At 62.8% G+C, this 26,135-nt stretch carries 23 protein-coding genes; 8 read left to right on the top strand and 15 right to left on the bottom strand.

All coding sequences use genetic code 11. The features are described 5' to 3' along the window. Window positions 1-12: 12 nt before the first annotated feature. The 5 genes from ACGYLQ_RS09430 to glpD are packed head-to-tail and all read right to left on the bottom strand — an operon-like array spanning window position 13 to window position 5,542. A complete protein-coding gene (locus tag ACGYLQ_RS09430) occupies window positions 13-900 on the bottom strand; it encodes a carbohydrate ABC transporter permease (protein WP_067268458.1) in 888 nt (295 codons plus the stop codon). Further along, window positions 900-1,772 (bottom strand): carbohydrate ABC transporter permease, encoded by an 873-nt coding sequence (locus ACGYLQ_RS09425; protein WP_067268460.1) that lies wholly within the window; start codon window positions 1,770-1,772, stop codon window positions 900-902. The genes ACGYLQ_RS09430 and ACGYLQ_RS09425 overlap by 1 nt, the downstream gene beginning before the upstream one ends. Beyond that, window positions 1,769-2,854, bottom strand: coding sequence for an ABC transporter ATP-binding protein (locus ACGYLQ_RS09420; RefSeq protein ID WP_394442444.1), 1,086 nt, complete (start codon window positions 2,852-2,854; stop codon window positions 1,769-1,771). The genes ACGYLQ_RS09425 and ACGYLQ_RS09420 overlap by 4 nt, the downstream gene beginning before the upstream one ends. After that, complete coding sequence (locus ACGYLQ_RS09415) at window positions 2,854-3,939, bottom strand: ABC transporter ATP-binding protein (RefSeq protein WP_394442441.1); 1,086 nt, start codon at window positions 3,937-3,939, stop codon at window positions 2,854-2,856. Before ACGYLQ_RS09415 ends, ACGYLQ_RS09420 begins: the two co-directional genes overlap by 1 nt. A gap of 13 nt (window positions 3,940-3,952) precedes the next feature. Further along, the gene (gene glpD, locus ACGYLQ_RS09410) at window positions 3,953-5,542 is read right to left on the bottom strand and encodes a glycerol-3-phosphate dehydrogenase (RefSeq protein ID WP_394442566.1); all 1,590 of its coding nucleotides are present in this window, start codon (window positions 5,540-5,542) and stop codon (window positions 3,953-3,955) included. A 220-nt stretch (window positions 5,543-5,762) separates the two neighbouring features. On the opposite strand from glpD, the gene ACGYLQ_RS09405 reads away from it, so the two are divergent. After that, window positions 5,763-6,530 (top strand): DeoR/GlpR family DNA-binding transcription regulator, encoded by a 768-nt coding sequence (locus ACGYLQ_RS09405; RefSeq protein WP_067268490.1) that lies wholly within the window; start codon window positions 5,763-5,765, stop codon window positions 6,528-6,530. Window positions 6,531-6,539: 9 nt separating this feature from the next. Here the strand turns inward: ACGYLQ_RS09405 and ACGYLQ_RS09400 are convergent, their stop codons facing one another. The 3 genes from ACGYLQ_RS09400 to ACGYLQ_RS09390 all read right to left on the bottom strand — a co-directional run bounded on the left by ACGYLQ_RS09400 (window position 6,540) and on the right by ACGYLQ_RS09390 (window position 9,771). Further along, a complete protein-coding gene (locus ACGYLQ_RS09400; protein WP_394442439.1) occupies window positions 6,540-7,943 on the bottom strand; it encodes a trehalose-6-phosphate synthase in 1,404 nt (467 codons plus the stop codon). Window positions 7,944-8,106: 163 nt separating this feature from the next. Further along, complete coding sequence (locus tag ACGYLQ_RS09395) at window positions 8,107-8,703, bottom strand: exopolysaccharide biosynthesis protein (protein WP_067268470.1); 597 nt, start codon at window positions 8,701-8,703, stop codon at window positions 8,107-8,109. Window positions 8,704-8,796: 93 nt separating this feature from the next. Then, complete coding sequence (locus ACGYLQ_RS09390) at window positions 8,797-9,771, bottom strand: DNA topoisomerase IB (RefSeq protein WP_394442436.1); 975 nt, start codon at window positions 9,769-9,771, stop codon at window positions 8,797-8,799. A gap of 198 nt (window positions 9,772-9,969) precedes the next feature. Here ACGYLQ_RS09390 and otsB point away from each other — a divergent pair, with 198 nt between their 5' ends. Continuing rightward, window positions 9,970-10,719, top strand: a complete 750-nt coding sequence (otsB, locus tag ACGYLQ_RS09385) for a trehalose-phosphatase (protein ID WP_394442433.1) — start codon at window positions 9,970-9,972, stop codon at window positions 10,717-10,719. A 45-nt stretch (window positions 10,720-10,764) separates the two neighbouring features. Then, a complete protein-coding gene (locus tag ACGYLQ_RS09380; protein WP_394442430.1) occupies window positions 10,765-12,540 on the top strand; it encodes a glycoside hydrolase family 15 protein in 1,776 nt (591 codons plus the stop codon). Here the strand turns inward: ACGYLQ_RS09380 and ACGYLQ_RS09375 are convergent. The 7 genes from ACGYLQ_RS09375 to ACGYLQ_RS09345 form a co-directional block, all read right to left on the bottom strand. Continuing rightward, window positions 12,537-13,139 carry a LysE family translocator gene (locus tag ACGYLQ_RS09375; RefSeq protein ID WP_394442427.1) on the bottom strand — a complete coding sequence of 201 codons (603 nt, stop codon included), beginning with the start codon at window positions 13,137-13,139 and terminating at the stop codon, window positions 12,537-12,539. The genes ACGYLQ_RS09380 and ACGYLQ_RS09375 overlap by 4 nt on opposite strands. Before the next feature lie 123 nt (window positions 13,140-13,262). Continuing rightward, window positions 13,263-14,804, bottom strand: coding sequence for an indolepyruvate oxidoreductase subunit beta family protein (locus ACGYLQ_RS09370; RefSeq protein WP_394442424.1), 1,542 nt, complete (start codon window positions 14,802-14,804; stop codon window positions 13,263-13,265). Further along, window positions 14,801-16,951, bottom strand: coding sequence for a thiamine pyrophosphate-dependent enzyme (locus ACGYLQ_RS09365; RefSeq protein ID WP_394442421.1), 2,151 nt, complete (start codon window positions 16,949-16,951; stop codon window positions 14,801-14,803). The genes ACGYLQ_RS09370 and ACGYLQ_RS09365 overlap by 4 nt, the downstream gene beginning before the upstream one ends. 9 nt (window positions 16,952-16,960) lie before the next feature. Continuing rightward, complete coding sequence (locus ACGYLQ_RS09360; protein WP_394442418.1) at window positions 16,961-17,440, bottom strand: MarR family winged helix-turn-helix transcriptional regulator; 480 nt, start codon at window positions 17,438-17,440, stop codon at window positions 16,961-16,963. Between the two features lie 3 nt (window positions 17,441-17,443). Continuing rightward, complete coding sequence (locus tag ACGYLQ_RS09355) at window positions 17,444-18,235, bottom strand: cyclase family protein (RefSeq protein ID WP_394442415.1); 792 nt, start codon at window positions 18,233-18,235, stop codon at window positions 17,444-17,446. Window positions 18,236-18,409: 174 nt separating this feature from the next. Further along, a complete protein-coding gene (locus ACGYLQ_RS09350; RefSeq protein WP_394442412.1) occupies window positions 18,410-19,372 on the bottom strand; it encodes a dihydrodipicolinate synthase family protein in 963 nt (320 codons plus the stop codon). A 131-nt stretch (window positions 19,373-19,503) separates the two neighbouring features. Then, window positions 19,504-20,202 (bottom strand): GntR family transcriptional regulator, encoded by a 699-nt coding sequence (locus tag ACGYLQ_RS09345; protein WP_271690248.1) that lies wholly within the window; start codon window positions 20,200-20,202, stop codon window positions 19,504-19,506. A gap of 345 nt (window positions 20,203-20,547) precedes the next feature. Between ACGYLQ_RS09345 and ACGYLQ_RS09340 the strand changes: the two genes are divergently transcribed. From ACGYLQ_RS09340 to ACGYLQ_RS09320, 5 genes are all read left to right on the top strand, one after another. Then, entirely contained in the window at window positions 20,548-21,555 is a 1,008-nt protein-coding gene (locus tag ACGYLQ_RS09340) for an ABC transporter ATP-binding protein (RefSeq protein ID WP_394442409.1), read from the top strand. Beyond that, a complete protein-coding gene (locus tag ACGYLQ_RS09335) occupies window positions 21,552-22,661 on the top strand; it encodes an ABC transporter ATP-binding protein (RefSeq protein ID WP_394442406.1) in 1,110 nt (369 codons plus the stop codon). The genes ACGYLQ_RS09340 and ACGYLQ_RS09335 overlap by 4 nt, the downstream gene beginning before the upstream one ends. Window positions 22,662-22,702: 41 nt before the next feature. Further along, window positions 22,703-24,217: an ABC transporter substrate-binding protein gene (locus tag ACGYLQ_RS09330; RefSeq protein ID WP_394442403.1), complete on the top strand. Its 1,515-nt coding sequence runs from the start codon at window positions 22,703-22,705 to the stop codon at window positions 24,215-24,217. 66 nt (window positions 24,218-24,283) lie between these two features. Beyond that, window positions 24,284-25,228, top strand: coding sequence for an ABC transporter permease (locus ACGYLQ_RS09325; RefSeq protein WP_067264018.1), 945 nt, complete (start codon window positions 24,284-24,286; stop codon window positions 25,226-25,228). Next, window positions 25,228-26,127 carry an ABC transporter permease gene (locus ACGYLQ_RS09320; protein WP_209219184.1) on the top strand — a complete coding sequence of 300 codons (900 nt, stop codon included), beginning with the start codon at window positions 25,228-25,230 and terminating at the stop codon, window positions 26,125-26,127. Before ACGYLQ_RS09325 ends, ACGYLQ_RS09320 begins: the two co-directional genes overlap by 1 nt. The last annotated feature ends 8 nt before the right edge of the window (window positions 26,128-26,135 follow it).

Below are 26,135 nucleotides of genomic sequence, written 5' to 3'. Positions count from 1 at the left end.
CGGTCTCCTCTCTTATACCCGCCCGAGGGCAAAGCCCTTGGCGATGTAGTTGCGGACGAAATAGATCACCAGCGCACCCGGCACGATGGTCAGCACACCCGCCGCGGCCAAGACGCCCCAGTCGAGGCCGGAAGCGGAGACGGTGCGGGTCATGGTAGCGGCGATGGGTTTGGCATCGACCGAGGTCAGCGTGCGCGACAGCAGCAGTTCCACCCATGAGAACATGAAGCAGAAGAAGGCCGCGACCCCGATGCCGCTGGCGATCAGCGGGGTGAAGATGCGGATAAAGAAACGCGGGAAGGAATAGCCGTCGAGGTAGGCCGTCTCGTCGATCTCTTTCGGCACGCCGCGCATGAAACCTTCGAGGATCCAAACCGCGAGCGGCACGTTGAACAGGCAGTGTGCCAGCGCCACGGCGATATGCGTGTCAAAGAGGTTGACCGAAGAATAGAGCTGAAAGAACGGCAGCGCGAAAACGGCGGGCGGCGACATGCGGTTCGTCAGCAGCCAGAAGAACAGGTGTTTGTCGCCCAGAAACGTGTAGCGCGAGAAGGCATAGGCCGCTGGCAGCGCCACGGCGAGCGAGATCACCGTGTTCATCACCACATAGATCAGACTGTTCACATAGCCCATGTACCAGCTCGGATCGGTGAGGATCTTGGCATAGTTCGCCAGCGTCAGGTCCCGCGGATAGAGCGAGAAGGACCCGAGGATTTCGGCGTTGGTCTTGAGGCTCATATTGATGAGCCAATAGATCGGCAGCATCAGGAACAACAGGTAGAGCGTCATCACCACCACCGAGCCTTTAGGCCGGAAGCGGCTGCGCCGGGTGCGTTTGGCAGCGGTCACGTCACCCGGAATGGGCGCGGCGCCGGGGGCTTGCACGGTTGTGTCGGTCATCACACACCATCCCTTTTGTCGAGGTTGACCATCACGGTGTAGAACACCCATGAAATCAACAGGATAACGAGGAAATACATCAGGCTGAACGCCGCTGCAGGGCCAAGGTCAAACTGGCCGATGGCCATTTTCACCAAGTCGATCGACAGGAAGGTCGTGGCATTGCCCGGCCCGCCGCCGGTCACGACGAACGGCTCTGTATAGATCATGAAGCTGTCCATGAAGCGCAGCAGAATGGCGATCATCAGCACGCCCGCCATCTTGGGCAGTTCGATGTAGCGGAACACGGCCCAACGGCTGGCTTGGTCGATCTTGGCCGCCTGATAGTAAGCGTCCGGAATGGATTGCAGACCGGCATAGGCCAAGAGCGCCACCAGAGAGGTCCAGTGCCAGACATCCATCACCACAACCGTGATCCATGCCGAGGTGATGTCTTGGGTGTAGTTATAGGTGATGCCCAGCTTGTCGAGCGTATAGCCCAAAAGACCAATGTCGACCCGACCAAAAATTTGCCAGATGGTGCCGACCACGTTCCACGGGATCAGCAGCGGCAGCGACATGAGCACCAGACAAAAGCTGGCCCAGAACCCGTTTTTCGGCATGTTGAGCGCGACGAAGATGCCGAGCGGGATCTCGATCGCCAGAATGACGCCCGAGAAGATCAACTGACGGCCAAGCGCGTCCCACATCCGGTCGCTGTCGAGCATGTCAGAGAACCACTCGAGCCCGGCCCAGAAGAACTCGTTGCGCCCGAAGGTGTCCTGTACCGAGTAGTTCACCACGGTCATCAGCGGGATCACGGCCGAGAAGGCCACGAGGATCAGCACCGGCAGGACAAGGAACCATGCCTTTTGGTTGACGGTCTTGTTCATGCGGCCTCTCCCTCTGCGCTGATGCGCCAATCGTCGTCATAGACGTTGATGCCCGCCGGATCGAAACTGATCGCGGTGTTTTCGCTCGGCACTGTCGCGCCCTCCTCGGCGATGGCGCTGACCTGCTGGCCTGCCACGTCGAGACGGATGATCTTGTGACGGCCCACATCCTCGACACGGGTCACCTTGGCCGGAAGGCCCAGACCTTCGCCATTGATCCGAACGAATTCGGGCCGGACGCCCAGTTGCGTTTTCTGGCCCTTGGGGGCGTAGGTCTTGTTCAAATTAACACTCGTGCCCGCAACCTGCGCCGCATTTCCCGCGATATGCGCGTCAAAGAGGTTCATCCCCGGCGAGCCAATGAAATAGCCCACGAAAGTATGGGCAGGCCGCTCGAAAAGCTCTTGCGGTGTGCCGATCTGCACCACGCGGCCATCATACATGACCACCACCTTGTCGGCGAAGGTCAGCGCCTCGGTCTGGTCGTGGGTCACGTAAATCATCGTGTGACCGAACTCGTGGTGCAGCGATTTGAGCTGCGTGCGCAGTTCCCACTTCATATGGGGGTCGATCACCGTGAGCGGCTCGTCGAACAAGAGCGCGTTCACGTCCTCGCGCACCATGCCGCGGCCCAGTGAAATCTTCTGTTTGGCATCCGCCGTAAGACCCCGCGCCTTGCGGTTCAGCTCATCCTCCATGCCGATCATCTTGGCGATCTGCTGGACCCGGGACGCGACATAGGAGGCATCCGCCCCGCGGTTGCGCAGCGGGAAGGCCAGATTGTCATGCACAGTCATCGTGTCGTAAACGACCGGGAACTGGAAGACCTGCGCGATGTTGCGCTCGGCTGTCGGCGCATGGGTAACGTCCACATCGTTAAACAGGATGCGCCCCTGCGAAGGCTGCAAAAGCCCCGAAATGATGTTGAGCAGAGTGGATTTGCCACAGCCCGAGGCGCCCAGAAGCGCATAGGCTTCGCCGTCGATCCAGTCGTGGTTCAATTCCTTGAGGGCGAAATCATCCTCACCGCTGGGATTGGGCAGATAGGAATGGGCGAGGTTATCAAGCGTGATCTTGGCCATTATGCCGCCTCCGCATAGGGCGCGGCCGAGACGAGCGCCCCGTTCGCGTCAAACAGGTAGATATGCGCCGGGTCCAGATAGACCGGCAGCGGCTGGCCGGGCTGCAAATGCTGGATGCCATGCACCAGACCGACCCATTTCGCACCGTGGTAATCGAGGTGGATAAAGGTCTCCGACCCCGTGATCTCAGTCACGTTCAGCACGGCGTCAAAGCCGATGGCCTCCGGCGCCTGCGCGCTCAGCGTGAGGTGGTTGGGGCGGAAACCGGCGGTATATTCGCCGTCGCGCAAGCTGGCCATCGTGGCGGGTGCCGCCATCCCACCGCCGTCGAAACGCAGCGTGTCGCCCGATTTGGTCATGCTGAGGAAGTTCATCGGCGGGTCAGAGAACACCCGCGCCGTGGTCGCATTCTCGGGCCGGCGGTAGACGCTCGGCGTCGGGCCGAATTGCGTAACGCGGCCTTCCCAGAGCGTCGCGGTATTGCCACCCAGAAGCAGCGCCTCTTCCGGCTCGGTCGTGGCATAGACAAAGATCGACCCGGCCCGTTCAAAGATACGCGGGATTTCGGCGCGAAGTTCTTCGCGCAGCTTGTAGTCGAGGTTGGCCAGCGGCTCATCCAAGAGCACCAGCCCGGCATTCTTGACCAGCGCCCGCGCCAAGGCGCAACGCTGCTGCTGGCCGCCCGAAAGCTCCAGCGGTTTGCGGTCGAGCATCGGGGTGAGCTGCATCAGCTCGGCGGTTTCGCGCACGGCGCGATCAATCTCATCCTTCGACTTGCCCACCAGCTTCATCGGAGAGGCGATGTTGTCGTAAACCGTCATCGAGGGGTAGTTGATGAACTGCTGATAGACCATTGCGACCTTGCGGTCCTGCACCCGCATGCCGGTCACGTCTTCGCCGTTCCAGATCACCTGCCCCGTGCCCGGCACATCGAGCCCCGCCATCAGCCGCATCAGGGACGTCTTGCCCGAGGATGTAGGCCCCAAAAGCACGTTCATCGTGCCTTTTTCCAAGGTCAGGTCGGTCGGGTAGATATGCGTTTGGCCGCCTACCGTCTTCGACACGTTCTTCAGGATCAAACTCACGTTCGACCTCCCCTCATTCCGCCGCAGAGGCGGCTTGTTTCGCCGCGCGCATCTGCATCCATTCATCAAGACGCGCGATCTGCGCCTCGTCCATTCGCAGGCCCAGCTTGCTGCGGCGCCAGACGACGTCCTCTGCGCTGAGGGCATATTCCTTGTTCATCAGCCAAGCGACCTCGCGCGCGGTGAGGGTGGCCCCGAAATGCTCGCCCATATCCGCCAGCGTCTTGGCCTCGCCCGCCATGGCCCGTGCATCCGTACCATAGGCGCGGATCAGCCGGGCTGCCCAGCTTTCATCCAGAAAGTCATAATCCGCTTTCAGCCGCGCGATCAACTGCGCCACGCCGTCCACCGGGAAATCACCGCCGGGCAGGGCGACGCCTGCGGTCCAATGGCCCGACAGCCCGTCGAAATGCGGCGCGATCAGCTCCAGCGCGTCTTCGGCCAGCTTGCGGTAGGTTGTGATCTTGCCGCCAAAGACATTGAGGATCGGCGCGCCGCCGGTCTTGTCGACCTTGAGCGTATAGTCCCGCGTCGCCGCCGTGGCGCTGCTCGCCCCGTCGTCATAAAGCGGACGCACCCCGGAATAGGTCCAGACGATGTCATTGCGGGTGATGTCCTGCTTGAGATAGCCGTTCACGAAGTCGATCAGGTAGTCCTGCTCTTCGGGCGTGCATTCCGGGGTGACGGATGGATCAGGATGATCGGCGTCGGTGGTGCCGATCAGGGTGAAGTCCTGTTCATAGGGGATCGTGAAGATGATCCGCCCATCGGTGCCTTGGAAGAAATAGCATTTGTCGTGATCGTAGAGCCGCTTGGTCACGATATGGCTGCCGCGCACCAGCCGCACCCCTTCGGAGGAGTTCAGCCGCGCGGTGTTGTGGATGATGTCGCCGACCCACGGACCACCCGCGTTGACCAGCATCTTGGCGTGGATCACCTCGCGCTGGCCATCCGCGCCATGCTCCACGGTGACCGCCCAGCCATCGGCGCTGCGGTCGGCAGAGACGACCTTGGTCCGGGTCATGATACGCGCGCCGCGCAGTTCGGCGTCGCGGGCGTTCAGCACCACAAGGCGGGAGTCTTCGATCCAGCAGTCGGAATACTCGAAAGCCTTCTCGAACCGATCCTCCAGCGGCGCCCCTTCGGGCGTGCCGCGCAAGGAAAGGCTGCGTGTGGCGGGCAGGATTTTACGCCCGCCGAGGTTGTCATAGAGGAACAGGCCCAGACGGATCAGCCATGCCGGGCGGCGGCCCCGCATCCACGGCATGAACAACCGCAGCAGCTTGGAAGTCGGCGTGTCGCCCTCGAACCGCATGTCGCGGTGATAGGGCAGCACGAAACGCATCGGCCAAGAGATATGCGGCATCGCCTTTAGCAGCACCTCGCGCTCGGTCAACGCATGGCGCACGAGGCCGATCTCGAAATACTCAAGGTAACGCAGCCCGCCGTGAAAAAGCTTGGTCGAGGCCGAAGATGTCGCCGAGGCCAGATCGTTCATCTCGGCCAAGGTCACGCTCAGACCCCGGCCTGCCGCGTCGCGCGCGATCCCGGCCCCGTTAATGCCACCACCGATGACGAATAAATCGACCGGGGCAGCGGCCATATGGCTATCGGGCTGTTGGTTCACGATCCGGCCCTCCCCCAGCTCAGACTGTCCAATTTGGGGCAGTGTTACGAAACGACTCTCATCTGCACAAGAATTATTTTCGGTTATGTTCGTTTCGCCAGCATAGCGAACATGTTAAACGTGTCTTGCTGCGCGATTGCTTGCGTTAGCCAAAACACTGGAGATAATGCGCCAACAGCAGGCAGGAGCGACGCCCATTTCACAGACATTCCGCCATCCCGACATCCTTGAAATCGCCCGGCGCGAAGGCAAAGTCACCGTCGATGGGCTGGCCGAACATTTCGGCGTGACCCATCAGACCATCCGCCGTGACCTTACGGAACTGGCCGACAGCGGTAAGCTTGAGCGGGTCCATGGCGGCGCGGTGCTGCCCTCGGGGGCCAGCAACATCGGCTATGCCGAGCGGCGCAATCTGCATGAAGAGGCCAAGAATCGCATCGCCCGCGCCTGCGCCGAACATATCCCCGACGGCTGTTCGGTCTTTCTAAATATCGGTACCAGTACCGAGGCGGTGGCCCGCGCCCTGCTTCACCACCGGGATTTGATGGTGGTAACGAACAACATGAACGTGGCGAATATTCTGGTCGATAACCCCGAATGCCGCATCGTGCTGACCGGCGGCGCACTGCGCCGGATGGACGGCGGTCTGGTCGGCAATCTAACGATCGAGACGATCCGCCAGTTCAAATTCGACATCGCAGTGATCGGCTGTTCGGCCATGGATGCGGATGGTGATCTGCTCGACTTCGACATCGAGGAAGTGGGCGTCAGCCAATGTATCATCGCGCAGTCGCGGAAGACTTTTTTGGTGACCGATCATTCCAAATTCAAACGCTCTGCCCCCGCGCGGATCGCCTCAGCGCGGGAGGTGGATATGTTCTTTACCGATCTGGCGCTGCCTGCGGGCCTTGCCGAAAAATGCAGCGGTTGGGAGACCGCAGTGGTCTATGCGCCGGAAGAGTGACCCCCGCCGCTAGGCGTCTGTCCATTCCCGCGCGCGGGGCTTGACCACGAGCGTCGGCTTGCAGGCTTTCAAAGCGTGGACGAAATGCTGGCTCCAGAGGTTCACGTCCGTGGCCCGCACCTGCGCCATGCAGCTTGCATGGCGGCGCTTGCGCTCTTCCAGCGGCAGGGCGAGCGCGGTCTTGAGCGCTTCGCTCATGTCTTCGATATCATAGGGGTTGACCTGAATCGCATCCGCGAGGTCTTCGGCGGCGCCGGCCATATGCGACAGGATCAGCACGCCGGGGTCTTCGGGGTCTTGCGCGGCGACATATTCTTTGGCCACAAGGTTCATCCCATCGGCGAAGGGCGTCACGATCCCGACCCGCGCCCGGCGATAGAGGCGGGCCAAAAGGTTGCGATCAAGGTTGCGATGAATATAGCGCAGCGGGGTCCAGTCGATCTCTCCATGCTCCCCGTTCACGCGGCCGACAAGCTCTTCCAGCTCGTAGCGCAACTCGCGATAGGCGGCGACTTCCTCTCGGCTGGGCGGGGCGATTTGGACCATGCTTACCCGCCGTTCGCGCTCATCCCGGGTTTCAAGATAGCGGCCAAAGGCGCGGAAGCGGTTGGGCAGACCTTTGGAGTAATCCAGCCGGTCGACGCCGATCACGATGTCACCCGCCATATCGTCGGCCAGACGGTCCTGCGCGCTGCCGCCCTGCGCGGCCTTCACAAAGGTCTCCACGTCGATGCCGATGGGGAAAGACCGCAGCGCCACCGCGCGGGAGCCGCATTTGATCGTGCCATCCATCAGGAATTCGGAATCGGTTTCGGCCCGGAACATCTCAAGACAGCGGGCCACATCGGCGCGGGTTTGCAGGCCTACGAGGTCATAATCCGCCAGCCAATGCGCCAGATTGGCCTCCCGCGGGAGGGCGCCCATATCGCCCAAGGCGGGGAAGGGAATATGCAGGAAAAACCCGATCTTGCCGGTAAAGCCCAGCTTGCGCAGCTCTGTGGCGAGGGGGAAGAAATGATAGTCGTGCACCCAGATCATATCGTCTGGCTCGGCCACCTCCATCACCTGCCGGGCGAGGCGCGCGTTGACGGCGCAATAGCCCCGCTCGAACCCGCGGTCGAGCTTGACCAGATCGCCGCGGCGGTGACAGACAGGCCAAAGCACGGAGTTCGAGAAGCCGAGGTAGAAATTCTTGTAGTCTTCGGGGGTTAGGCTAAAGCTCAGCCGGGTGTAATTGCCCTGATCGCCATATTCGCTGAGACTGTTGGCGGGGGTTTCCGTGGTTTCGGGGTGCGACCCGATCCAAATGCCGCCGATCTTGCGCAGGGTTTCATGCAGCGCATAGACCAGCCCACCGGAAGGGGCGGCCTCCGATGGAATGCGATTTGAGATTACAATTAATCTGCCAGCCATTTTATGCCTCGGGAACAATCATTTTCGGTCGCCGAGCCTGATTAGGCGGAACGCCGAGCACCACTAACGGTTTAATGGTTTAGGTCGGTAAAGGTTCCCAGCTTGAGCGCCTTTGGTCAAATCTTTTGCAGGTGCAGCATGGCCTAGAGCCGGAATTAATTTCTCAGCGCCCAAGAAAGAACCACGCGACCCCCACAGGCAGCAGCGACATGAGGATCATCGACAGAATGACCACCCGCCCGTCGCGCATCAGATAGCCCGCCGCGAAGATGGCGATCATCGCCGACGCGATGGAGCCGGAAGTGGGTACGACTTCCATGAAGGGCATGAACATCGATAGGGCCATCACCATGAACAGGGGCAGGTAAATCCACGGTCGGTGCAGGATGAAGGTCGAGCGCTCATGCAGATAGCGGTCCACGAAATCCACCGGACGGCGCAGCCATCGCACCCCCTCGCGGAGTTTCTTCGCGGCGATGTCACGGCGCATGACGAAACCGGGCAGCCAAAGGCTGTCGCGGCCAAAGATCATCTGCACCACCAGAAACAGCACCACCAAACCGATGAAAGCCGTGATCCCCGGAATGCCGCTGGCGGGTGAGGTTGAGATCAGGCTGAAGGCAAGGATGGTTGAGGCAAAAGAATGTTTGCCCAGACAATCAATGATCTCTTCCACGGTGATTTGCCGATCCGCGCCGCCGGAAAGATGCTCCATCTCATCTAGGACGCCGCTGAGGGTTGGCCGACCTGTATCGCTCATGAAATTCTGGTCCTTCTAACGTCCGGCGATAGCGCTATTCATTTTAACAATGCGTGAGCGCCGTGAAAGTTCGCCCGAATGGTCGATTCAAGTTCACGTCTTCGCGCGCAGAAAGGCCAACAGCCCCCGTTCGGCTTGGGTCATATCGTCGATATCGGGCGGGTCCGGCAAGTCTTGCGGGGTCTGGCAAAGTTCGATCACCTGCGGATGGATATAGCTGTTGCGCGCGATGCTGGGCGTATTGTGCAACCGTTCGGCGGCGGCTTCGGCCATGGCTTTGATGCTGGGCTTGTCCTCTTTCAGCGCCACGTCGAAGGCGGCGACGGACCCGGCCCAAGTGCGAAAGGTCTTGGCCGAGAAGCCTTCGGTGCCAGCGGCCTCGGCAATGTAGTCGTTCAGCGCGGTTGAGGTCAGACTGCGCGGCTGCCCCTCTTCGTCGAGCCATGTCAGCAGGTCCGCGCCGGGCAGATCGCGAATTTTCTCAAGCGCGCGCATTAGGGTGCGGTTGGCGATCTGGCGGCGAACCCGTTTGCCGCCCTTCGCCATGAAAGACGCCTGCAACTTCCCGTCGCGCAGGACCAGATGCCGCCGTTTCAGGGTCAGCGTGCCATAGGTCCGGTTGGTTTCGGCATAGACCTGATTGCCGACGCGCAGCGACAGCCGGTCGATCATCGCCACGGCGGCGGCCAGAGCGAAATCACGTTCGCCCAACTCCTCCTTAAGATCACGGCGCACGCGGCGGCGGATGCGCGGCAGGGTTTCGGCAAACTCGGGCAGGCTTGCGTATTTCTCCTGCGCCTGCGCCTCGGACCAGAGCGGATGGTAACGGTATTGCTTGCGGCCTCGCGCATCGAAGCCGGTCGCCTGAAGGTGACCGTTGTCATAGGGGCTGATCCAGACCCGCTCATAGGCCGGGGGCACCGCCAGTTTCACCAGCCGCGCCCGCTCGGCCTTGTCCTTGATGCAACGGCCATCGGGCGCGTGATAGGAAAACCCCCGCCCGCAGCGCCGCCGAGCGATGCCGGGTTTGCTGTCGGGGTAGTACCTGAGCGTCGACGGTGCGGTCATCTGGGCTTCCGATTGCGATAGGCGGGGTGGCGTCTGGGGCCTGCCCCCGTTTTGATCAACGCGGGCGCATCGGCTGGGTTCCCGCGGCGCACATCGCGCATCTCTGCGCAGTTGCAGCATAAATCCGTTGATTTCGCTGCGCTGGCGCATAGGTTTCTGGGGGAACGCCCGTGCAACGAAACGGATAGACCGGACCCTATGGATAGCACCACCCTGTCGCCCCGCAACCTGCCGCCCGTGATCCCGGTCGAGCGCCATGCGTTCTTCCTTGATCTCGACGGCACGCTCGCCCCCATTGTCGACAACCCCGAAGACGCCTGTCTGCCGGAGGCGACGCGCCATCTGCTGACCCGTCTCGTCGCAAAGACCGATGGGGCGGTGGCGGTGATCTCTGGCCGGGCCATGGCGGATGTGGACCGTATCTTGGGCGCGCTGCGCCTGCCGCTCTCGGGATCGCATGGGTTGGAGCTGCGGCTTAGCACCGCTGAAGATCACGCGCCGGAGCAGAGCGCGGGAATCCCCACCCCGGTCATCGACCGGGTCGAGGAATTCGCCGTGCTGCATGGGGTGACGTCCGAGCGCAAGCCGGGCGCGATCGCGCTGCATTACCGCAAGGCCCCGGATCAAGAAGACGCCTGTCGCGGCTTCGTCGATACGCTGGTCGGCGAAGACTCCAGCCTGCGCGGTTTGCATGGCAAGATGGTTAGCGAGGTCGCCTTGAAAGGTGTCGACAAGGGCGGCGCGGTGGCGCGGTTCATGGCCTCCCCCGCCTTTACAGACCGCCTGCCCGTGATGGTCGGCGATGACGTGACGGATGAAGACGGCTTTCGCGCGGCGCAGGCCATGGGTGGCTTTGGCATCAAGATTGGCCAAGGGCCGACCGAAGCCCAACATCGCATCGAAGACGTGGCCGGTTTTGCCGATTGGCTGGAAGAGATTTTGCGCTGATCCGGCCCGCCCGGCAGACGCAATAGGAATAGAAAAGAGGGACTTATGGATCTGGGTGTCATCGGGAATTGCGCGGTTGCGGCGCTGGTCAGCCGCGAAGGGGCGATCAACTGGTTCTGCCTGCCGCGTTTCGACGGCGATCCGGTCTTTCACAGCCTGATGGGCCATGGCGCGGGCGAAGAGGGCGACGGGGAATTTGCCGTCGAACTCGAAGATATGACCGAGAGCGAGCAGAGCTATCTGCCCAATACCGCGATCCTGCGCACCGTGTTGCGCAGCCCCAAAGGCGCGGTCGAGATTGTCGACTTCTGCCCCCGTTTCACCGCCTATGGCCGCAGCTTTCGCCCGCAGATGCTGGTGCGGCAGGTGCGGCGTATCGAAGGTTCCCCCCGTGTGCGGATGCGGCTGAAGCCGCGCTTTCAATGGGGGGAAGTGGCCCCAACCCTCACCCGTGGCTCCAATCATGTGCGCTTCGTCGGGCCAGAGCAGAACATGCGCCTGACCACCGACGCGCCGATTGATCATGTGCTCGACGGGCGGATGATCAACCTCGAAGGTGAGATGACCTTTATCCTCGGCCCCGATGAGACCCTGTCGGACAGCCCTGAGCAGATCGGCACCACCTTCCGCACCAAGACGACCTGCTATTGGCAGCGCTGGACCCAGCGTTTGGCGATCCCTTTCGAGTGGCAGGAGGCCGTCATCCGCGCCGCGATCACGTTGAAACTGTGTAGCTACGAGGCCACGGGCGGGGTGATCGCCGCGATCACCACCTCCCTGCCTGAGGCGCCGGATTCGGGGCGCAACTGGGATTACCGCTATTGCTGGGTGCGCGATGCGTTTTTCACCGTGCGCGCCCTCAACAGCCTCGCCGCGACCCGCACGTTGGAGCATTATTTCCAATGGCTGATGAATGCCGTGGCCGATGCCGAGGGCGGGCATATCCAGCCGGTGCTGGGGCTGGGGCTTGAGACGGCGCTGACCGAACGTATCTCACCCAGCCTACAGGGGTTCCGTGGGATGGGGCCGGTGCGGATCGGCAATCAGGCGCATGAGCATTTCCAGCATGACACCTATGGCAACATCATCCTCGGCGCGGCCCCGGCGTTTTTCGATCACCGGCTGCCGATGAACACCGGGCGCACCGCCTATGAGCAGTTGGAGCCGCTCGGCGAACAGGCGTGGGAGCTGCACGACCAGCCCGATGCGGGCATTTGGGAATTGCGCAGCCGCGCGCGGATTCACACCTCCTCGTCGCTGATGTGCTGGGCCGCCTGCGACCGTCTGGCCAAGATCGCGCGGCATCTGGAATTGGACGACCGCGCCACCCTCTGGGCGGAGCGGGCCGAGGTGATCCGCGACAAGATCCTCGACAACGCATGGTCCGAGGAACGCGGCGCCTTTGTCGAAAGCTTTGGCGGCAGCACCCTCGACGCAAGCGTTTTGCTGATGGGCGAGGTCGGCTTTCTGCCGCCGAAAGACCCGCGATTCATCGCCACGGTCGAACGTCTTTCCGAAGTGCTGGGCCGCGGCCCCTTCATGCTGCGTTACGAAGAAGCCGACGATTTCGGCGTGCCGGAGGTGGGCTTCAACGTCTGCGCCTTCTGGCGCATCGACGCGCTGGCACGGATTGGCCGCGAAGAGGAAGCGCGCAAACTGTTCGAAGAGTTGCTGGAGGCCCGCAACCACCTTGGTCTGATGTCCGAAGATACTGCCTTTGCCACTGGTGAGGGCTGGGGCAACTTCCCCCAGACCTACTCAATGGTCGGCATCATCAACGGTGCCATGCGCCTGTCGCGCCGGTGGGAGGCCGAGCTTTAACGCGCAAGCAACAGCCGCAGCCCCAAAAGCCCCAGCACAGCCGAGGCGGTGCGGTCGAAATAGACCTTCGCGCGCAGGTAACCTTGACTGACGGCAGGGCGGCTCATGCCGAAGGCCAATGCGGTGTAGAAGGCCAGTTCGATGATCAGGTGATTGGCGACGATCAAGAGGTTCTCGCTCAGCCGCATCCCCTCGGGGAAGATGACGACCAGCACCGCGGCGGCGAAAAGCACCGATTTGGGGTTCAGGATGTTGATCATCAGCCCCTGCCGGAACGCATGGCGGGCGGGTGTCACCGTGCTGGTCACCGGTGCCCGCGCCCCGCGCCACATGCCGTAAGCCACATAGAGCAGGTAGGCTGCGCCCACGGTTTTCACGATGGCATAGGCCCATGGGAAGGCGAGGAAGACGGCCTCCAACCCCAAGAGCGCGGCGAGTGTCCAGAACGACGCCACGAGGCCGAGACCAGCCCCCACCGCAACGCCCGCCTGCCGTCCCGAACTCAGCGCCGTTTTCAACGCGATCAGAAAGGCCGGGCCGGGGCTGAGGATCGACGCGATGAGCGCGATGTTGAAGGCGATGAGATGCGAAAGTTCCATGGCAGCGGTCCCCTGTGACTGCGTCCAGCTAGGCGCGGTGCTGACCTTTGGTCAACTGCGATGCGGGTGCCGGGGGCCGCTCTGTGCGTGATCCGCCCCGCGCCCGCTCAGAAAACGGGCACCTCAGACGAAGGACCGCACCGTGGCGATGGCCCCGTCGAGCGCCTTGCCTTCCGCATCCTGCAACGCCGCCTCGCGCAGCCGCGCGATCCAGTCCGCCGCGTCGTCACGCCCGCGGAGCAGGTCGGCGGCATCCATCACGCGGTCGAACTTGCCCAGACCCCGCGCATGGGTGTCGGAGTAGCCCTTGATCAGGCGGCGGCATTTCACCAGTTCCACGGCAAGCGCGTAGTCACTCTCCACCTCCGCAAGGCAGCGGCGCAGCCAGTCCTCCAGATGCGCGACCTCCAGCGCATGGCGATGGGTGCGCAGCCGGTAGCCCTTCAGGCCGCCGAGGAAATGCAGCATCAGGAAGGCAGGCAGCCGGTCGGTGCGCAGACGGCGGCCCTTGTCGAACCAGCGGTTCAGCCGGACCATCCACGTCTCGCTCGCCTCCACCTTGGCGCCGAGCCGCGCGGGCATGAGCCCGGCGATCTCTTCGGCGCGGGGGTGGAAATACTCGGTCAGCTGCAGCAGGTTCTCGTCACCCGCACGCATCTCTTGGCGGATGTGCGACAGACGCGGGGCGCGGGTCTTGAGGTCCGCCACGCGGATGATGTCGTCATAGGCCATGGCATTGGCGATGTATTTCGCCGCCGCCGCCGAAAGCGCCCAGTCGTGTGCGGCATCATCGCGGGCCAAAACGGTATCGAGCCGGTCGAGATAGAGCGCGCCATAGGCGCAGTCCTGAAAGTTCACTACCTTGGCGAGCCCGGCAAGCGCGAGGTCCCGCACCGGCTCGGGCAGGCGGTCGGCCCGGTCCACCAGCGCGGCCCATTCGGCCTGCAACTTCTCCGGCCCGACAAGGCTGAACGGTTTGATCTCTTCTTCGGGCGCCTGCGGGGTCTCGGGCAATTTGCCCTGTGCCGCGTCAAAGCCCGCGGCGAAGGCGCGCAGCGAGGGTTCGACCCCCTTGCCGCCGGCACGGATCGCGTTCTCGTAGGCCTCACGCGGGAACGGCAGCGCGCCTGAGCCTGCAAGCGCGCCAAAGAGCGAGGCCGAGATGACCGAACCCGCGCCGACGGCCAGCCCTTCCATATCTTCGAGCACCAGTTTCTGCGCCGCGATCTCTGCCGCCGCGCGGACCTCATCGGCGTCGGCGATGCCGTCGCCCGGCGCCATCTTCTCGCTCACCGCCAGCGCGCGGTGGGTCGAGCCGATCAGCGTCGTCCGGTCCGGCGTCACGAAGCCGCGCATCACGGCGCGGCCCACCTCCATCATCTCGGCGGCGATCAGCACGTCCACGTCGCCCGCCGCCGGGGCCAGCGCGAAGACAGGGTCGAGCGCGCCCTTGGGGGCCATTTCGACGTAGTAGATCGTGGCCCCCGTGCGCTGCGCCACGCCGGCGACCGAGGTCGCCTGACAGACATAGCCCTCGGCCCGGGCCATCGCCTCGATCCAGCCGGTGAGCACGCCACCGCCCTGCCCGCCCACGGCCATGACGGCAAGCTTGATGATCTTCTCGACCCGCGCGTCGGGGGTTTTTTGCGGCAGCACCATGTTCATGTCGCCACTCCTTCGTTGCGCAGCCGTTTCGCGTCGCGTCGGTCTTGCAACCAGCGAATGATTTGGCCGGTCTTCTCGGCCCGCCAACGCTCGAACTTCGTCGGGTTGTGCACCACGTCGGCCTGATAGAAGGACGGGCAGAGCACGGCGGTATCCGCCACTTCGCCGCAGTTGCCGCAGCCGACGCAGGTCTGGTCGATATGCGCCACCGGGTCGTCGCGCAGCGGATCGTCGAGCCGTTTCAGCGACAGCGACGGGCAGCCCGAGAGGCGGATGCAGGCGTGATCGCCAGTGCAGACATCCGCATCGACGCCAAAGCGCGGCACCTCCATGCGGCGGCCGTCCTTGATCGCCTGATTGCGCTTCGGCTTCTCGCGGCGCTGCTTGTTGAGCATGCATTCCGACGACGCCACGATCACCTTCGGCCCCTTGTAATCGGTGGTCAGCGCCTCGCGCAGCACCTCGCGCAGCTTGCCCACGTCATAGGTCCGGTCGATCTGGCGCACCCATTCCACGCCGACGCCCTTGAGCGCCTTGGAAATCGGGTTGTTCGTGCTTTTCGTGTCGTTATGCGCGCGCGACGACATCACGTCCTGCCCGCCGGTGGCGGCGGAATAGTAGTTGTCGACAATCACCGCGACGCTGTCTGACTTGTTGAACACCATGTTGCCGATCGAGGTCGACAAACCATTGTGCCAGAAGCCCCCGTCGCCCAAGATCGAGATCACCCGCTTGTCGCCCCCGCCATCAAAGGCCGCGTTGGAGGCGGGGCCAAGGCCATAGCCCATGGTCGAGCCGCCGATCTCGAAGGGCGGCAGGCAGCCGAAGAGGTGGCAGCCGATGTCGCCGGTGATCTGGTGTTTACCCAACTCCTGCTCAGCCAGTTTCATCGCGGCGAAGATCGGGCGTTCCGGGCAGCCGGTGCAAAAGCCCGGCGGGCGGATCGGCACGGTCTGCGTGAGATCCGGGATCGCGGGCGCCTCGGCGTTAGGCGCGCGCACCGCACCGGGCAGCATCTCCGGCCCGGCGATCTTGAGGAAGGCCGTCAGACCATCCAGCAGCACCTGCCCGGTGTATTCCCCGGCCATCGGCAGCACGTCCTTGCCGTGCAGCTTCACCCGGCGGTCGAGCTTGTAGAGGTAGGAGCCGAGTTGTTGCTCGATGTGGTCGGGCTGGCCTTCCTCGACCACCAGCACATGCTCCTTGCCAGCGCAGAAGTCGTCGAATTCGTCGCGCAAGAGCGGATAGGTGACGTTGAGCACGTAGAGCGGCACCTCGGTCTGGCCGTGGATGTCCGCCAGTCCCAGCCGCTGCAATGCCCGGATGACGGAATTATACATGCCGCCCTGCACCACGATGCCCAGAGGCGCCTTCTCGGGGCCGAAGAATTCGTTGAGCTTGTTGTCGCGGATGAATTTCTCAGCCGCGGGCCAGCGGTTCTCGATCTTGTCCTTCTCATGCAGGTAGGACATCGGCGGCAGCACCACGCGGTTCAAATCCGACTGCGGGTTCGCCGCCGCCTCGGCCACGGTGAGCGGGGGGCGCTGGTTGTCGCGGGTCTCGAAACTGCCCGTGACGTGGCAGGACCGGATGCGCACCATCAGCATGACCGGCGTGTTGCTGGCCTCGGACAGCTCGAACCCATCCTTCACCGCCTTGGTGATCGACGGCAGGTTCGGGCGCGGGTCGAGCATCCAGAACTGCGATTTCATGGCAAAGCCGTGGCTGCGCTCCTGCATGATCGAGGAGCCTTCGCCGTAGTCCTCCCCCACGATCACCAGCGCGCCGCCGGTCACGCCCGAGGAGCTGAGGTTGGCCAATGCGTCCGAGGCCACGTTCACCCCCACCGGCCCCTTGAAGGTCACCGCCCCCCGGATCGGGTAGTGAACGGACGCGGCCAGCATCGCCGCAGCCGCGGCCTCGGAGGCGTTGGCCTCAAAGCGCACGCCCAGCTCGCCCATCAGCTCCTCGGCGTCGGCCAGCACGTCCATCAGGTGGCTGATCGGCGCGCCTTGGTAGCCGCCGACGTAGCCCACGCCGTTCTCCAAGAGCGCCTTGGTGATCGCAAGGATGCCCTCGCCGGTGAAGACGTCGCCGTCTCCCTTGCGCAGATGTTCCACCTCTGCCTTGAACGAACGTTCGGCCATCGGACCCTCTCAGAAATCGTGTTTTCGGATGTTGCGCAGCATGGTCTGCAAGGTGGCCACGAAGGCCGCCTTCTCCTCGGGGCCGATGCCCTTGAACATCGCCTCATAAGCCTGCGCCATATGCGGCCAGAGCCGCGAATAGGCCTCGCGCCCCTGATCGGTAAGGTAGACCCGCGTGGCGCGGCTGTCGTTGGCGTCGGTCTCGCGCCGGACCAGCCCGTCGCGCACCAGCGCGTCGAGCGCGCGGCTCAGCGTGGATTGCTGCACCACCGCGTAAACCGCCAACTCGCGGATCAGGATGCCGTCGGTCACCGACAGCACCGCGAGCGAGCGCATCTGTGGCGTGGTCAGGCCGAGTGCCGCCATTTCTGCTGACAGGGCGGCGTTGTACCGCCCCATGATCCGGTTCATCAGATAGGGCGCGAAATTATCGAGCCCCATCCGATCCAGCGGCGCGTTCTCGGCCTTGGAAGGTGGTGTATCTGTCACCGATCAGCCCTTCGGCACCAGTGCCAGCGCCCGAATGGGGCTGCCGGTGCCGTTCTTGATCTTCAACGGCGCGGCGATCAGGATCGCCCCCTTCGGCGGCAGTTTGTCGAGGTTGGCCAGTGACGCCAGACCAAAACAGTTGTTCTTATGCAGCAGGTTATGCGCCGGATAGGGCGGCTCCATCCCGCCCGCTTGCCCCGCATCGGTGCCGATGCACTGCGTACCCCAGCCGACGATCTTCTTCTCCATCAGGTACTGAATCGCATCCGGGGTCGGCCCGGGGCTGTGCGGCCCGGTCTCATCGGCGTTAAGAAACCGCGCCTCGTCATCGACGCGCGCGTCCCAATCAGTGCGCATGACGACCCATTCGCCTTCGCCGATCTCGCCATACTCGGCTTCCCATTCCTTGATGCCCTTGGCATCGAGCAGGAAATCCGGGTCTTCCTGCGCCTGCTGCGAACAATCGATCACATTGACCGGGGCGACCAGACGCTGCACGTCGAGCGTATCGGTGAAGCCGTCGTCGTAATCCTTGCCGGTGATCCAATGATGCGGCGCGTCGAAATGCGTGCCCGAATGCTCGCCCAGCACCATCCAGTTCCAGGCAAAGAAGGGGCCGTCTTCGTCATATTCGCTAATCTTGTGAATCTCGACCTTCGGCGTCGGCTTGGCGAAATCGGCAGGCAGTTGCAGGATCGGCGTATCCGGCCCCAAAACGCCCGAGCAATCGACGACCTCGACCCCGCCCGAAGCCAGCATCACGCCGAAATCACGCATTAAATCCGTAGCACTCATTTCAATTAATCTCCCTCAAATGGCGCACCCACTCCCGATGCGTTGTCCCTGCAAAGATGCTAGTCACATTTATATGCGTTTGCAATTATCTTCTTCGAAAGGCTTGCCACGAACGCAAAAGGCCCGCCGCAAATGCGACGGGCCTGCCCAGCCGGGGAGTGGTGGCTGAGGAAATTAGGCGGCGTATTTGGCGACCGCCCCGCCCTGCTGGCTCCAATCGGCATACCATGTGCGGAAAAGCTTATACTGCGCCTCGGCATAGCCGCGCTGGCTGTCGGTCAGCGCGTCGGTCTCATTAAAATGCAAGGCATATTCCGCATGGCCTTCGAGCACCATCAGATGCTTATAATAAAGCACGAGGTCCGGCCCCTCATCGAAGGAGGACAAAACACCAAGGGCTGCATCAAGCTCCTGCGCGCGCTGACGCGCTTCGGCATCGCCCGCTGCCGCAGCTTGGCTGAGGGCAACCAGATGCAACACTTCGCGCGGCAGCACATTGCCGATCCCGGTGATCGCACCGGTGGCGCCGCAATTGACGAAACCGTGGAAGACGGTGGTATCCACACCGATCATCAGCGTGACCTCATCATCCCGGCTGGTGATATTCTCCGCCGCATAGCGCAGATCATCCGCGCCGCCGAACTCCTTGAAACCAACAAGGTTGGAATGTTCGGCCCGCAGCGCAAAGAACAGATCGGCCCGGGTGGCAAAACCGTAATAGGGGCTGTTGTAGATCACGGCAGGAAGCTCAGGCGCCGCCGAGAGAACCTTTTTGAAGTGATCCTTCTGCGCGGCGACCGATGTGCCGCGCGACAGGATGCGGGGGATCAACATCAGCCCCTTGGCGCCGACCTTTTGCGCATGCGCCGCATGTTCGGCGGCCAGCTTCGTATTCACGGCCCCCGTGCCCACAACCACCGGCACGCCCGCCTCAACCAGGCGTCCGACGCCGTCCATCCGCTCTGCATCGGTCAACAGCGGCCAATCGCCCATGGACCCGCAGTAAACCACCGCGCTCATCCCATCGGCGATGAGCTTTTTGCCCATACGCACCAAAGCGTCGAAGTCAGGTTTCCGGTCTTCGGTGCAGGGGGTCATCAGGGCCGGGATGCAGCCGGAAAAAATCGAAGGGGTCATATATCTCTCCATCATAGAAACCGGCCGCGATACCGCCGGGCTTGGCTGCATCTTAGCTATTGTATTTTATTTGTCGACATAAAATCTGCACAGCTCCTATGACCGGCCGATAAAGGTGCATCTACCTATAGTTAAAGGTCGATATGCTGCCGCCGGTCTCGTGAAATCAGCGCCTGAATCTGCCGCACGATCTGATCCGCATGGGTCGCGGCCAGGGAATCCGCCAAGGCAATGTCGCGCGCCTCGATGGCCGCAATCAGATCCTCATGCTCTTGCACATACTCACTGGGAAGCTGATCATCGAAGGACTGGTAATACATCCGCAGCAACCGGCGCCCCTCATCCAACAGCCGCAGGCAAAGCGATTCGTAATAAGGGTTGCGCCCCGCCCGGGCGATCTCGGCATGGAACTCCCGGTTCGTGGCGATCATCGACAGCGCGTCCTGCGCCGACACGGCCTTGGCGAACTCCACCTGCCGCGCGCGAATATTGGCCATATCCGCCGGCGTATGAAACTGCGCCGCAAGACGCGTGGTGACACGGTACATCAGTGTCATCGCGTCAAAGAAGGTGTGCAGGTTCATGAAATCGATATTCGACACCACGGTCGACCGGTTGGGCAACGTGGTCACCAACCCCTCGCTCGCCAACCGCACCAAAGCCTCGCGGATCGGCGTACGCGACATCGACAGCCGCTCGGAAAGTCGAATCTCGTCAATCGGACTACCCGGCAAGAGGGTCAGATCGAGTATCTCATCGCGCAGGATGGAATAGACAAATTGCGCCCCGGACCCGCGCTTGCGTTCCGCCGTTTTAGGTTTGCTGGTCATGCGGGGATGCCGCCCTTTCGATGTTCATGGCTCCCCCTCGATAAAGCAACAAATCCCCCGCCCTACAATAGCGCTATCACCCCCAAAGCGCGCCACCCCCCTCATTTCATCCTTTCTCAAATACCTTCCGCACTCTCCCCAAGCGCCACCCCGCGCCAACCGCCCACCCAACCGCCGCAACAAATCGCCCAAAAATCAGGCATCGCCGCCGATATATCAGGCACTATTCCCGCCAGAATACTGACCCAAAAAGGCTTTTCCAAAAACCGCAATCCCCGGATTGACAGCGCGAAAGTTGCAACCGCATACTCGACCAATCTGATATTGGTTCAAGAAAGCGGTCCATTGCCCAGCCCCGACACCGGTCCCGACAAGGTTTTGCTCGAAGTGCGCGACTTCAGCCTGCGCTTTCGCGGCGCGCCGAGCGACCAGATCAACCATGTGAATTTTACGGTCCACCCGGGCAAGACGCTTTGCGTTGTCGGGGAAAGCGGTTGCGGGAAAAGCGTGACCTCGCTGGCGATGATGGGGCTGCTGCCAGCCGGTGCGGCGACGATCCGTTCGGGCGAGATGGTTTTCGAAGGCCAGAAGCTCGACCTTGCCGACCACACCGCCATGCGCAAGCTGCGCGGCAGTCGGATGACGATGATTTTCCAAGAGCCGATGACCTCGCTCAACCCCGCCTTCCGCATTGGCGACCAGATCACCGAAGCCGTGCTCGCCCATAGTGACGCCAGCAAGTCCGAGGCCGAGGACAAAGCGCTGGCGATCCTCAAGCGGGTCGGCATTCCGGCGGCGGAAAAGCGGATGCGCGACTACCCGCATCAACTCTCCGGCGGCATGCGCCAGCGGGTGATGATCGCCATGGCCTTGGTCAACGACCCCGCGCTCTTGATCGCGGATGAGCCGACGACCGCCCTCGACGTGACCATTCAGGCGCAGATCCTCGAATTGATCCGCGACCTTCAGGCCGAGACCGAAATGGGCACGATCATGATCACCCATGACCTTGGCGTGGTGGCCGAAATCGCGGATACCGTGGCCGTCATGTACGCGGGCACGATCGTCGAAACCGGCCCTGCGGAACGCATCTTTAACGACCCACAGCATCCCTACACGATCGGCCTCATGTCCTCGATCCCGCAGCTCAGCGGTCCGCGCGGACGCTTGGCGACCGTGCCGGGAATGGTGCCGACCACGCAGAACATGCCCGAAGGTTGCCGTTTTGCCACCCGCTGCCCCTTCGCCCAGCCCATCTGCGCACAGGAGCCGCCGCTTTCGCCGCTGGAGGGGGGCCATGCCGTGGCCTGTCATTTCGCCCCGCTGGAGACACATCTGGAGCAGAGCGCATGAGTGACACGATCCTGACAGCGCGCGGGCTGAAGAAACATTTCAAAACCTCAGGCGGCGGATTGGCCAAAGGGGCTACGGTCAAGGCGGTCGATGACGTTTCCTTTGACGTGCGCCGGGGCGAGACCTTTGCCATCGTCGGCGAATCCGGTTGCGGCAAATCGACCCTTGCGCGGCTGCTGATGCGCTTGCTGACGCCGACCGAGGGCGATGTGCAGTTCGACGGCGCGGATGTGCGCAGCCTTTCGGGGCGCGATCTGACCGCCCTGCGCCGGGACATGCAGTTCATCTTTCAAGACCCCTTTTCATCGCTCAACCCGCGTATGAGCGTCGGCAAGCTGGTCGGTGAGCCGCTTGAGACCCATTTCCCCAAGATGTCAGCGACCGAGCGGCGCGGCAAAGTGGCCGAACTGCTGGCCAAGGTCGGGCTGCGCCCCGAACATGCCGAACGCTACCCGCATGAATTCTCAGGCGGTCAACGTCAGCGGATCGGGATCGCGCGGGCGCTGGCCTCGGCCCCGAAACTGGTGATCGGGGATGAGCCGGTCTCGGCCCTCGACGTTTCGGTGCAGGCGCAGGTGATCAACCTGCTTGGCGATCTGCGCGATGAATTGGGGCTCACATTGGTCATTATCGCCCACGACCTCGCCGTGATCCGCCATATGAGCGACCGCGTGGCGGTGATGTATCTGGGGCAAATCGTCGAACAGGGCGATGTCGACACGGTCTATAACCATCCGCGCCACCCCTATACCCGCGCGCTCTTGTCGGCCATTCCGGTGGCCGCCCATGGCGCGCGCACGCCGCAGACCGCACTTGAGGGCGAGATGCCCAGCCCGGCAAACCCGCCCGCAGGCTGCCGCTTCCACACCCGCTGCCCCTTCGCCAAAGAACGCTGCGCGAGCGAGCCGCCCTCATTGCGCGAGACCCGCGCGGGCGAAGGCCATGTCGCCGCCTGCCATTACTTCGAAGAGATCGCCGCCGCCACGCCGGACCTCGGCCTTGCCGATGCGCCCGAGCGCGCCCCCGGGGCCGCCGCGCGCTTTGCGCTCTACCAAGACGCCATGCGGGACCGGACCACGCTCCGCCCCCGCCAAAACCAAGAATAACAGGCTGAACCAGACTCATTGAAACGACAGGAGAATTCGACATGACACTGACCAAAATGACACTTGCCGCTGCATTGCTGGGGGCCACGACCCTCGGCGCGCAGGCGGCTGACCTGCGCATCGCGCTGCAATCCGATGCCGATGTGCTGGACCCCGACCAGTCGCGCACCTTCGTGGGCCGCATCGTCTATGCCTCGCTCTGCGACAAGCTGGTGGACATCACGCCGGACCTCGAAATCATCCCGCAGCTGGCGACCGAATGGTCCTTTTCCGAAGATGGCAAACAGCTGACCATGAAACTGCGCGACGATGCGGTCTTCCATGACGGCACGCCCTTTGATGCCGAGGCCGTGGCCGCCAACATCGACCGCAGCCAGAACATGGAAACTTCGCGCCGCAAGTCCGAACTTTCCTCCATCACCGGCGTCGAAGTGCTGGGCAGCCATGAGATCCGCTTTGACCTGGCCGATGCCGATGCCACGCTGATGGCGCAATTCGCCGACCGCGCAGGCATGATGGTCTCCTCCACCGCTGCTGAGGCCGCGGGCGATGAATTTGGCCTGAACCCGGTCTGCTCCGGCCCCTACCAGTTCAAAGAGCGTGTGGCCCAAGACCGCATCGTGCTTGAGAAATTTGCCGACTATTACGACGCTGAGGAATACCACTTCGACACCGTCACCTATCTGCCGATCCCCGACACCACCGTGCGTCTGGCGAACCTGCAATCGGGTGACATCGACATGCTGGAGCGTCTGGCCGCGACCGACCTCGCGCAGGCCGAAGGTGACGACAGCATCAATGTCGAAAGCGCCGTGTCGCTCGGCTATCAGGGCATCACGATCAACGTGGCCAATGGCGAAAAGGGTGACAACCCTTGGGGCAACGACAAACGTCTGCGTCAGGCGCTGAGCTATGCGATCGACCGCGAAGCGATCAATCAGGTCGTCTTTAACGGCGCCTTCGCCGCGGGCAACCAGCCCTTCCCGCCAAACTCGCCTTGGTACAGCACCGACTATCCCGTGCCTGAGCGTGATGTGGAAAAGGCCAAGGAACTGCTGGCCGAAGCGGGCTTTGCCGATGGCATCGACCTTGAGGTGCAGGTGCCCAACACCACGATCCCGCTGCAACTGATGCAGGTCGTGCAGTCCATGGCAGCCGAGGCGGGGATCAACATCTCGATCACCTCCAAGGAATTCGCAACGCTGCTGGCCGACCAGTCGGCGGGCGACTATCAGGCGAGCCAGATCGGCTGGTCGGGCCGTGTGGACCCCGATGGCAACATCCACCAGTTCATGACCACCGAAGGCGGGATCAACGATTCCAAATACTCCAACCCCGAAGTGGATGAGCTGCTCGACAAGGCGCGCAAGTCCAACGACCAAGACCTGCGCCGCGAGAGCTATACCGCAGCCCGCGCCATCCTGAACGAAGAGATGCCGATCGTGTACCTCTACCACCAGACATGGATCTGGGCGCTGGATTCCGACATCACCGGTTTCACCCCCTATCCTGACGGCATGATCCGCCTTGCGGGCATGAAAAAAGAAGAAGGCTAACCCTTCTGCATCCGCACCGCCGGGCCGGTCCCGGCGGTGCCCCTCCCCTGAGCGAGACGTTTCAAAATGCTGTCCTTCATCCTGCGCCGTCTGGTGATCGCGATCCCGACGATCATCCTGATCTCGGTCTTTGTCTTCACCTTGCAAAAGCTGCTGCCGGGCGACCCGGTGCTGGCCATGGCCGGCGAAGAACGCGACCCGCAGGTGCTGGAGTTCCTGCGCGAGAAATACCGCCTGAACGATCCTATTCCGGTGCAATATTTCACTTGGATCGGCAACGCGCTGACCGGTGACTTGGGCATTTCGCTGCGCACCAACCAGCCGGTGCTGGAACTCATCGGAGAGAAACTGCCCGTGACCATCCAACTGGCCACGATGGCAATGATTTTTGCCCTGTTGATCGGCGTGCCTGCGGGCATCTTCTCTGCCGTCAAGAAGGGCACCGTGACCGACTATGTGGCAAATGTGGTGGCGCTTTCGGGCCTGTCGATCCCGAACTTCTGGCTGGGCATCATGCTGATCCTGCTGGTCTCGGTGAAATGGAAACTGCTGCCCGCCTCGGGCTATGTGCCGCTGAGCGAAGACCCCATCCGCTCCATCACCGTGATGATCATGCCCGCCTTCGTGCTGGGCACGGCGCTGGCCGCGACGCTGATGCGCCACACCCGGTCGGCCATGCTGAGCGTGCTGAGCAGTGACTACGTCCGCACCGCCCGCGCCAAGGGTCTGGTCGAGCGGCGGGTGATCCTGAAACACGCCTTCCGCAACGCGCTGACGCCGATCGTCACCCTGACCGCCCTGCTCTTTGGTGAGCTGATCGCGGGCGCGGTGCTGACCGAACAGATTTTCACCATCCCCGGCTTTGGCAAGCTGGTGGTCGATGCCGTGTTCAACCGCGATTACGCCGTGGTCCAAGGCATCGTCCTCGTCACCGCCGTCGGCTTCATCTTCATGAACCTGCTCGCCGATGTCGCCTATGTGCTGCTGAACCCCCGCCTGAGGAAGCAATAATGGCTCAACCTGCCACACCCATCACCATCGACGCCGAAAGCGCCGCCGATCCGGTCCTCTCCGCCCGCCCGGAAAACCGGGTTTGGAAGAAGTTCCGCACCCATCGCAGCGCCATGCTGGGCGGCGTGCTCGTGGTCTTCTTCTGCGCCATCGCGCTTTTGGCCCCATTGCTGCCGATCCCTGACCCCGCCGCCACCGATTGGGGCGCAGTGCGCAAGGGGCCTTCGGCAGCCCATTGGATGGGCACCGATGAGTTGGGCCGCGATGTGCTGAGCCGTTTGGTCTGGGGCGCGCAGGCCTCCCTGCTGGCCGGGGTCGTCTCGGTCGCCATCGCGCTTGGGCTTGGCGTGCCTTTGGGCATCGTTGCAGGGTACTTCGGAGGTTGGACCGATGCGGTGATCTCGCGTTGCACCGAGGCGCTTCTGGCCGCGCCCTTCCTGATCCTCGCCATCGCGCTTGCGGCCTTCCTCGGGCCGAGCCTGACCAACGCGATGATCGCCATCGGCATCTCGGCCACGCCGATCTTTATCCGCCTCACCCGTGGTCAGGTGCTGAGCGTCGCCGCCGAGGATTACGTCGAAAGCGCCCGCGCCATTGGTCTGAGCACGCCGCGCATCCTGCGCCGCTATATCTTCCCCAACGTGCTGCCGCCCGTGTTGGTACAGGCCACGCTGACCGTTGCCACTGCCATCATCGCCGAGGCGTCGCTCTCCTTCCTTGGCCTTGGCCAGCAGCCGCCCGCGCCCTCTTGGGGGTCAATGCTGAACACGGCGAAGAACTTCCTCAATCAGGCGCCTTGGATGGCGCTCTGGCCCGGCATCGCGATCTTCATGGTCGTGCTTGGCTTCAACCTTCTGGGCGACGGGCTGCGCGACGCGCTCGACCCACGCGAACACTGACCGGAGAC

It is taken from the genome of Sulfitobacter sp. 1A12779 (assembly GCF_043557315.1).
Taxonomy (GTDB): domain Bacteria; phylum Pseudomonadota; class Alphaproteobacteria; order Rhodobacterales; family Rhodobacteraceae; genus Sulfitobacter; species Sulfitobacter faviae.
Note: the sequence above shows the minus strand (reverse complement) of the source record. Positions and strands in the feature narration are given on the sequence as shown.

Bases quoted from the DNA above. Each gene is read 5' to 3' on its own strand.
- ACGYLQ_RS09430 (WP_067268458.1), bottom strand. From the start codon at position 900: ATGACCGACACAACCGTGCAAGCCCCCGGCGCCGCGCCCATTCCGGGT.
- ACGYLQ_RS09425 (WP_067268460.1), bottom strand. From the start codon at position 1,772: ATGAACAAGACCGTCAACCAAAAGGCATGGTTCCTTGTCCTGCCGGTG.
- ACGYLQ_RS09420 (WP_394442444.1), bottom strand. From the start codon at position 2,854: ATGGCCAAGATCACGCTTGATAACCTCGCCCATTCCTATCTGCCCAAT.
- glpD (WP_394442566.1), bottom strand. From the start codon at position 5,542: ATGGCCGCTGCCCCGGTCGATTTATTCGTCATCGGTGGTGGCATTAAC.
- ACGYLQ_RS09400 (WP_394442439.1), bottom strand. From the start codon at position 7,943: ATGGCTGGCAGATTAATTGTAATCTCAAATCGCATTCCATCGGAGGCC.
- ACGYLQ_RS09395 (WP_067268470.1), bottom strand. From the start codon at position 8,703: ATGAGCGATACAGGTCGGCCAACCCTCAGCGGCGTCCTAGATGAGATG.
- ACGYLQ_RS09390 (WP_394442436.1), bottom strand. From the start codon at position 9,771: ATGACCGCACCGTCGACGCTCAGGTACTACCCCGACAGCAAACCCGGC.
- otsB (WP_394442433.1), top strand. From the start codon at position 9,970: ATGGATAGCACCACCCTGTCGCCCCGCAACCTGCCGCCCGTGATCCCG.
- ACGYLQ_RS09380 (WP_394442430.1), top strand. From the start codon at position 10,765: ATGGATCTGGGTGTCATCGGGAATTGCGCGGTTGCGGCGCTGGTCAGC.
- ACGYLQ_RS09375 (WP_394442427.1), bottom strand. From the start codon at position 13,139: ATGGAACTTTCGCATCTCATCGCCTTCAACATCGCGCTCATCGCGTCG.
- ACGYLQ_RS09370 (WP_394442424.1), bottom strand. From the start codon at position 14,804: ATGAACATGGTGCTGCCGCAAAAAACCCCCGACGCGCGGGTCGAGAAG.
- ACGYLQ_RS09365 (WP_394442421.1), bottom strand. From the start codon at position 16,951: ATGGCCGAACGTTCGTTCAAGGCAGAGGTGGAACATCTGCGCAAGGGA.
- ACGYLQ_RS09355 (WP_394442415.1), bottom strand. From the start codon at position 18,235: ATGAGTGCTACGGATTTAATGCGTGATTTCGGCGTGATGCTGGCTTCG.
- ACGYLQ_RS09350 (WP_394442412.1), bottom strand. From the start codon at position 19,372: ATGACCCCTTCGATTTTTTCCGGCTGCATCCCGGCCCTGATGACCCCC.
- ACGYLQ_RS09345 (WP_271690248.1), bottom strand. From the start codon at position 20,202: ATGACCAGCAAACCTAAAACGGCGGAACGCAAGCGCGGGTCCGGGGCG.
- ACGYLQ_RS09335 (WP_394442406.1), top strand. From the start codon at position 21,552: ATGAGTGACACGATCCTGACAGCGCGCGGGCTGAAGAAACATTTCAAA.
- ACGYLQ_RS09330 (WP_394442403.1), top strand. From the start codon at position 22,703: ATGACACTGACCAAAATGACACTTGCCGCTGCATTGCTGGGGGCCACG.
- ACGYLQ_RS09325 (WP_067264018.1), top strand. From the start codon at position 24,284: ATGCTGTCCTTCATCCTGCGCCGTCTGGTGATCGCGATCCCGACGATC.
- ACGYLQ_RS09320 (WP_209219184.1), top strand. From the start codon at position 25,228: ATGGCTCAACCTGCCACACCCATCACCATCGACGCCGAAAGCGCCGCC.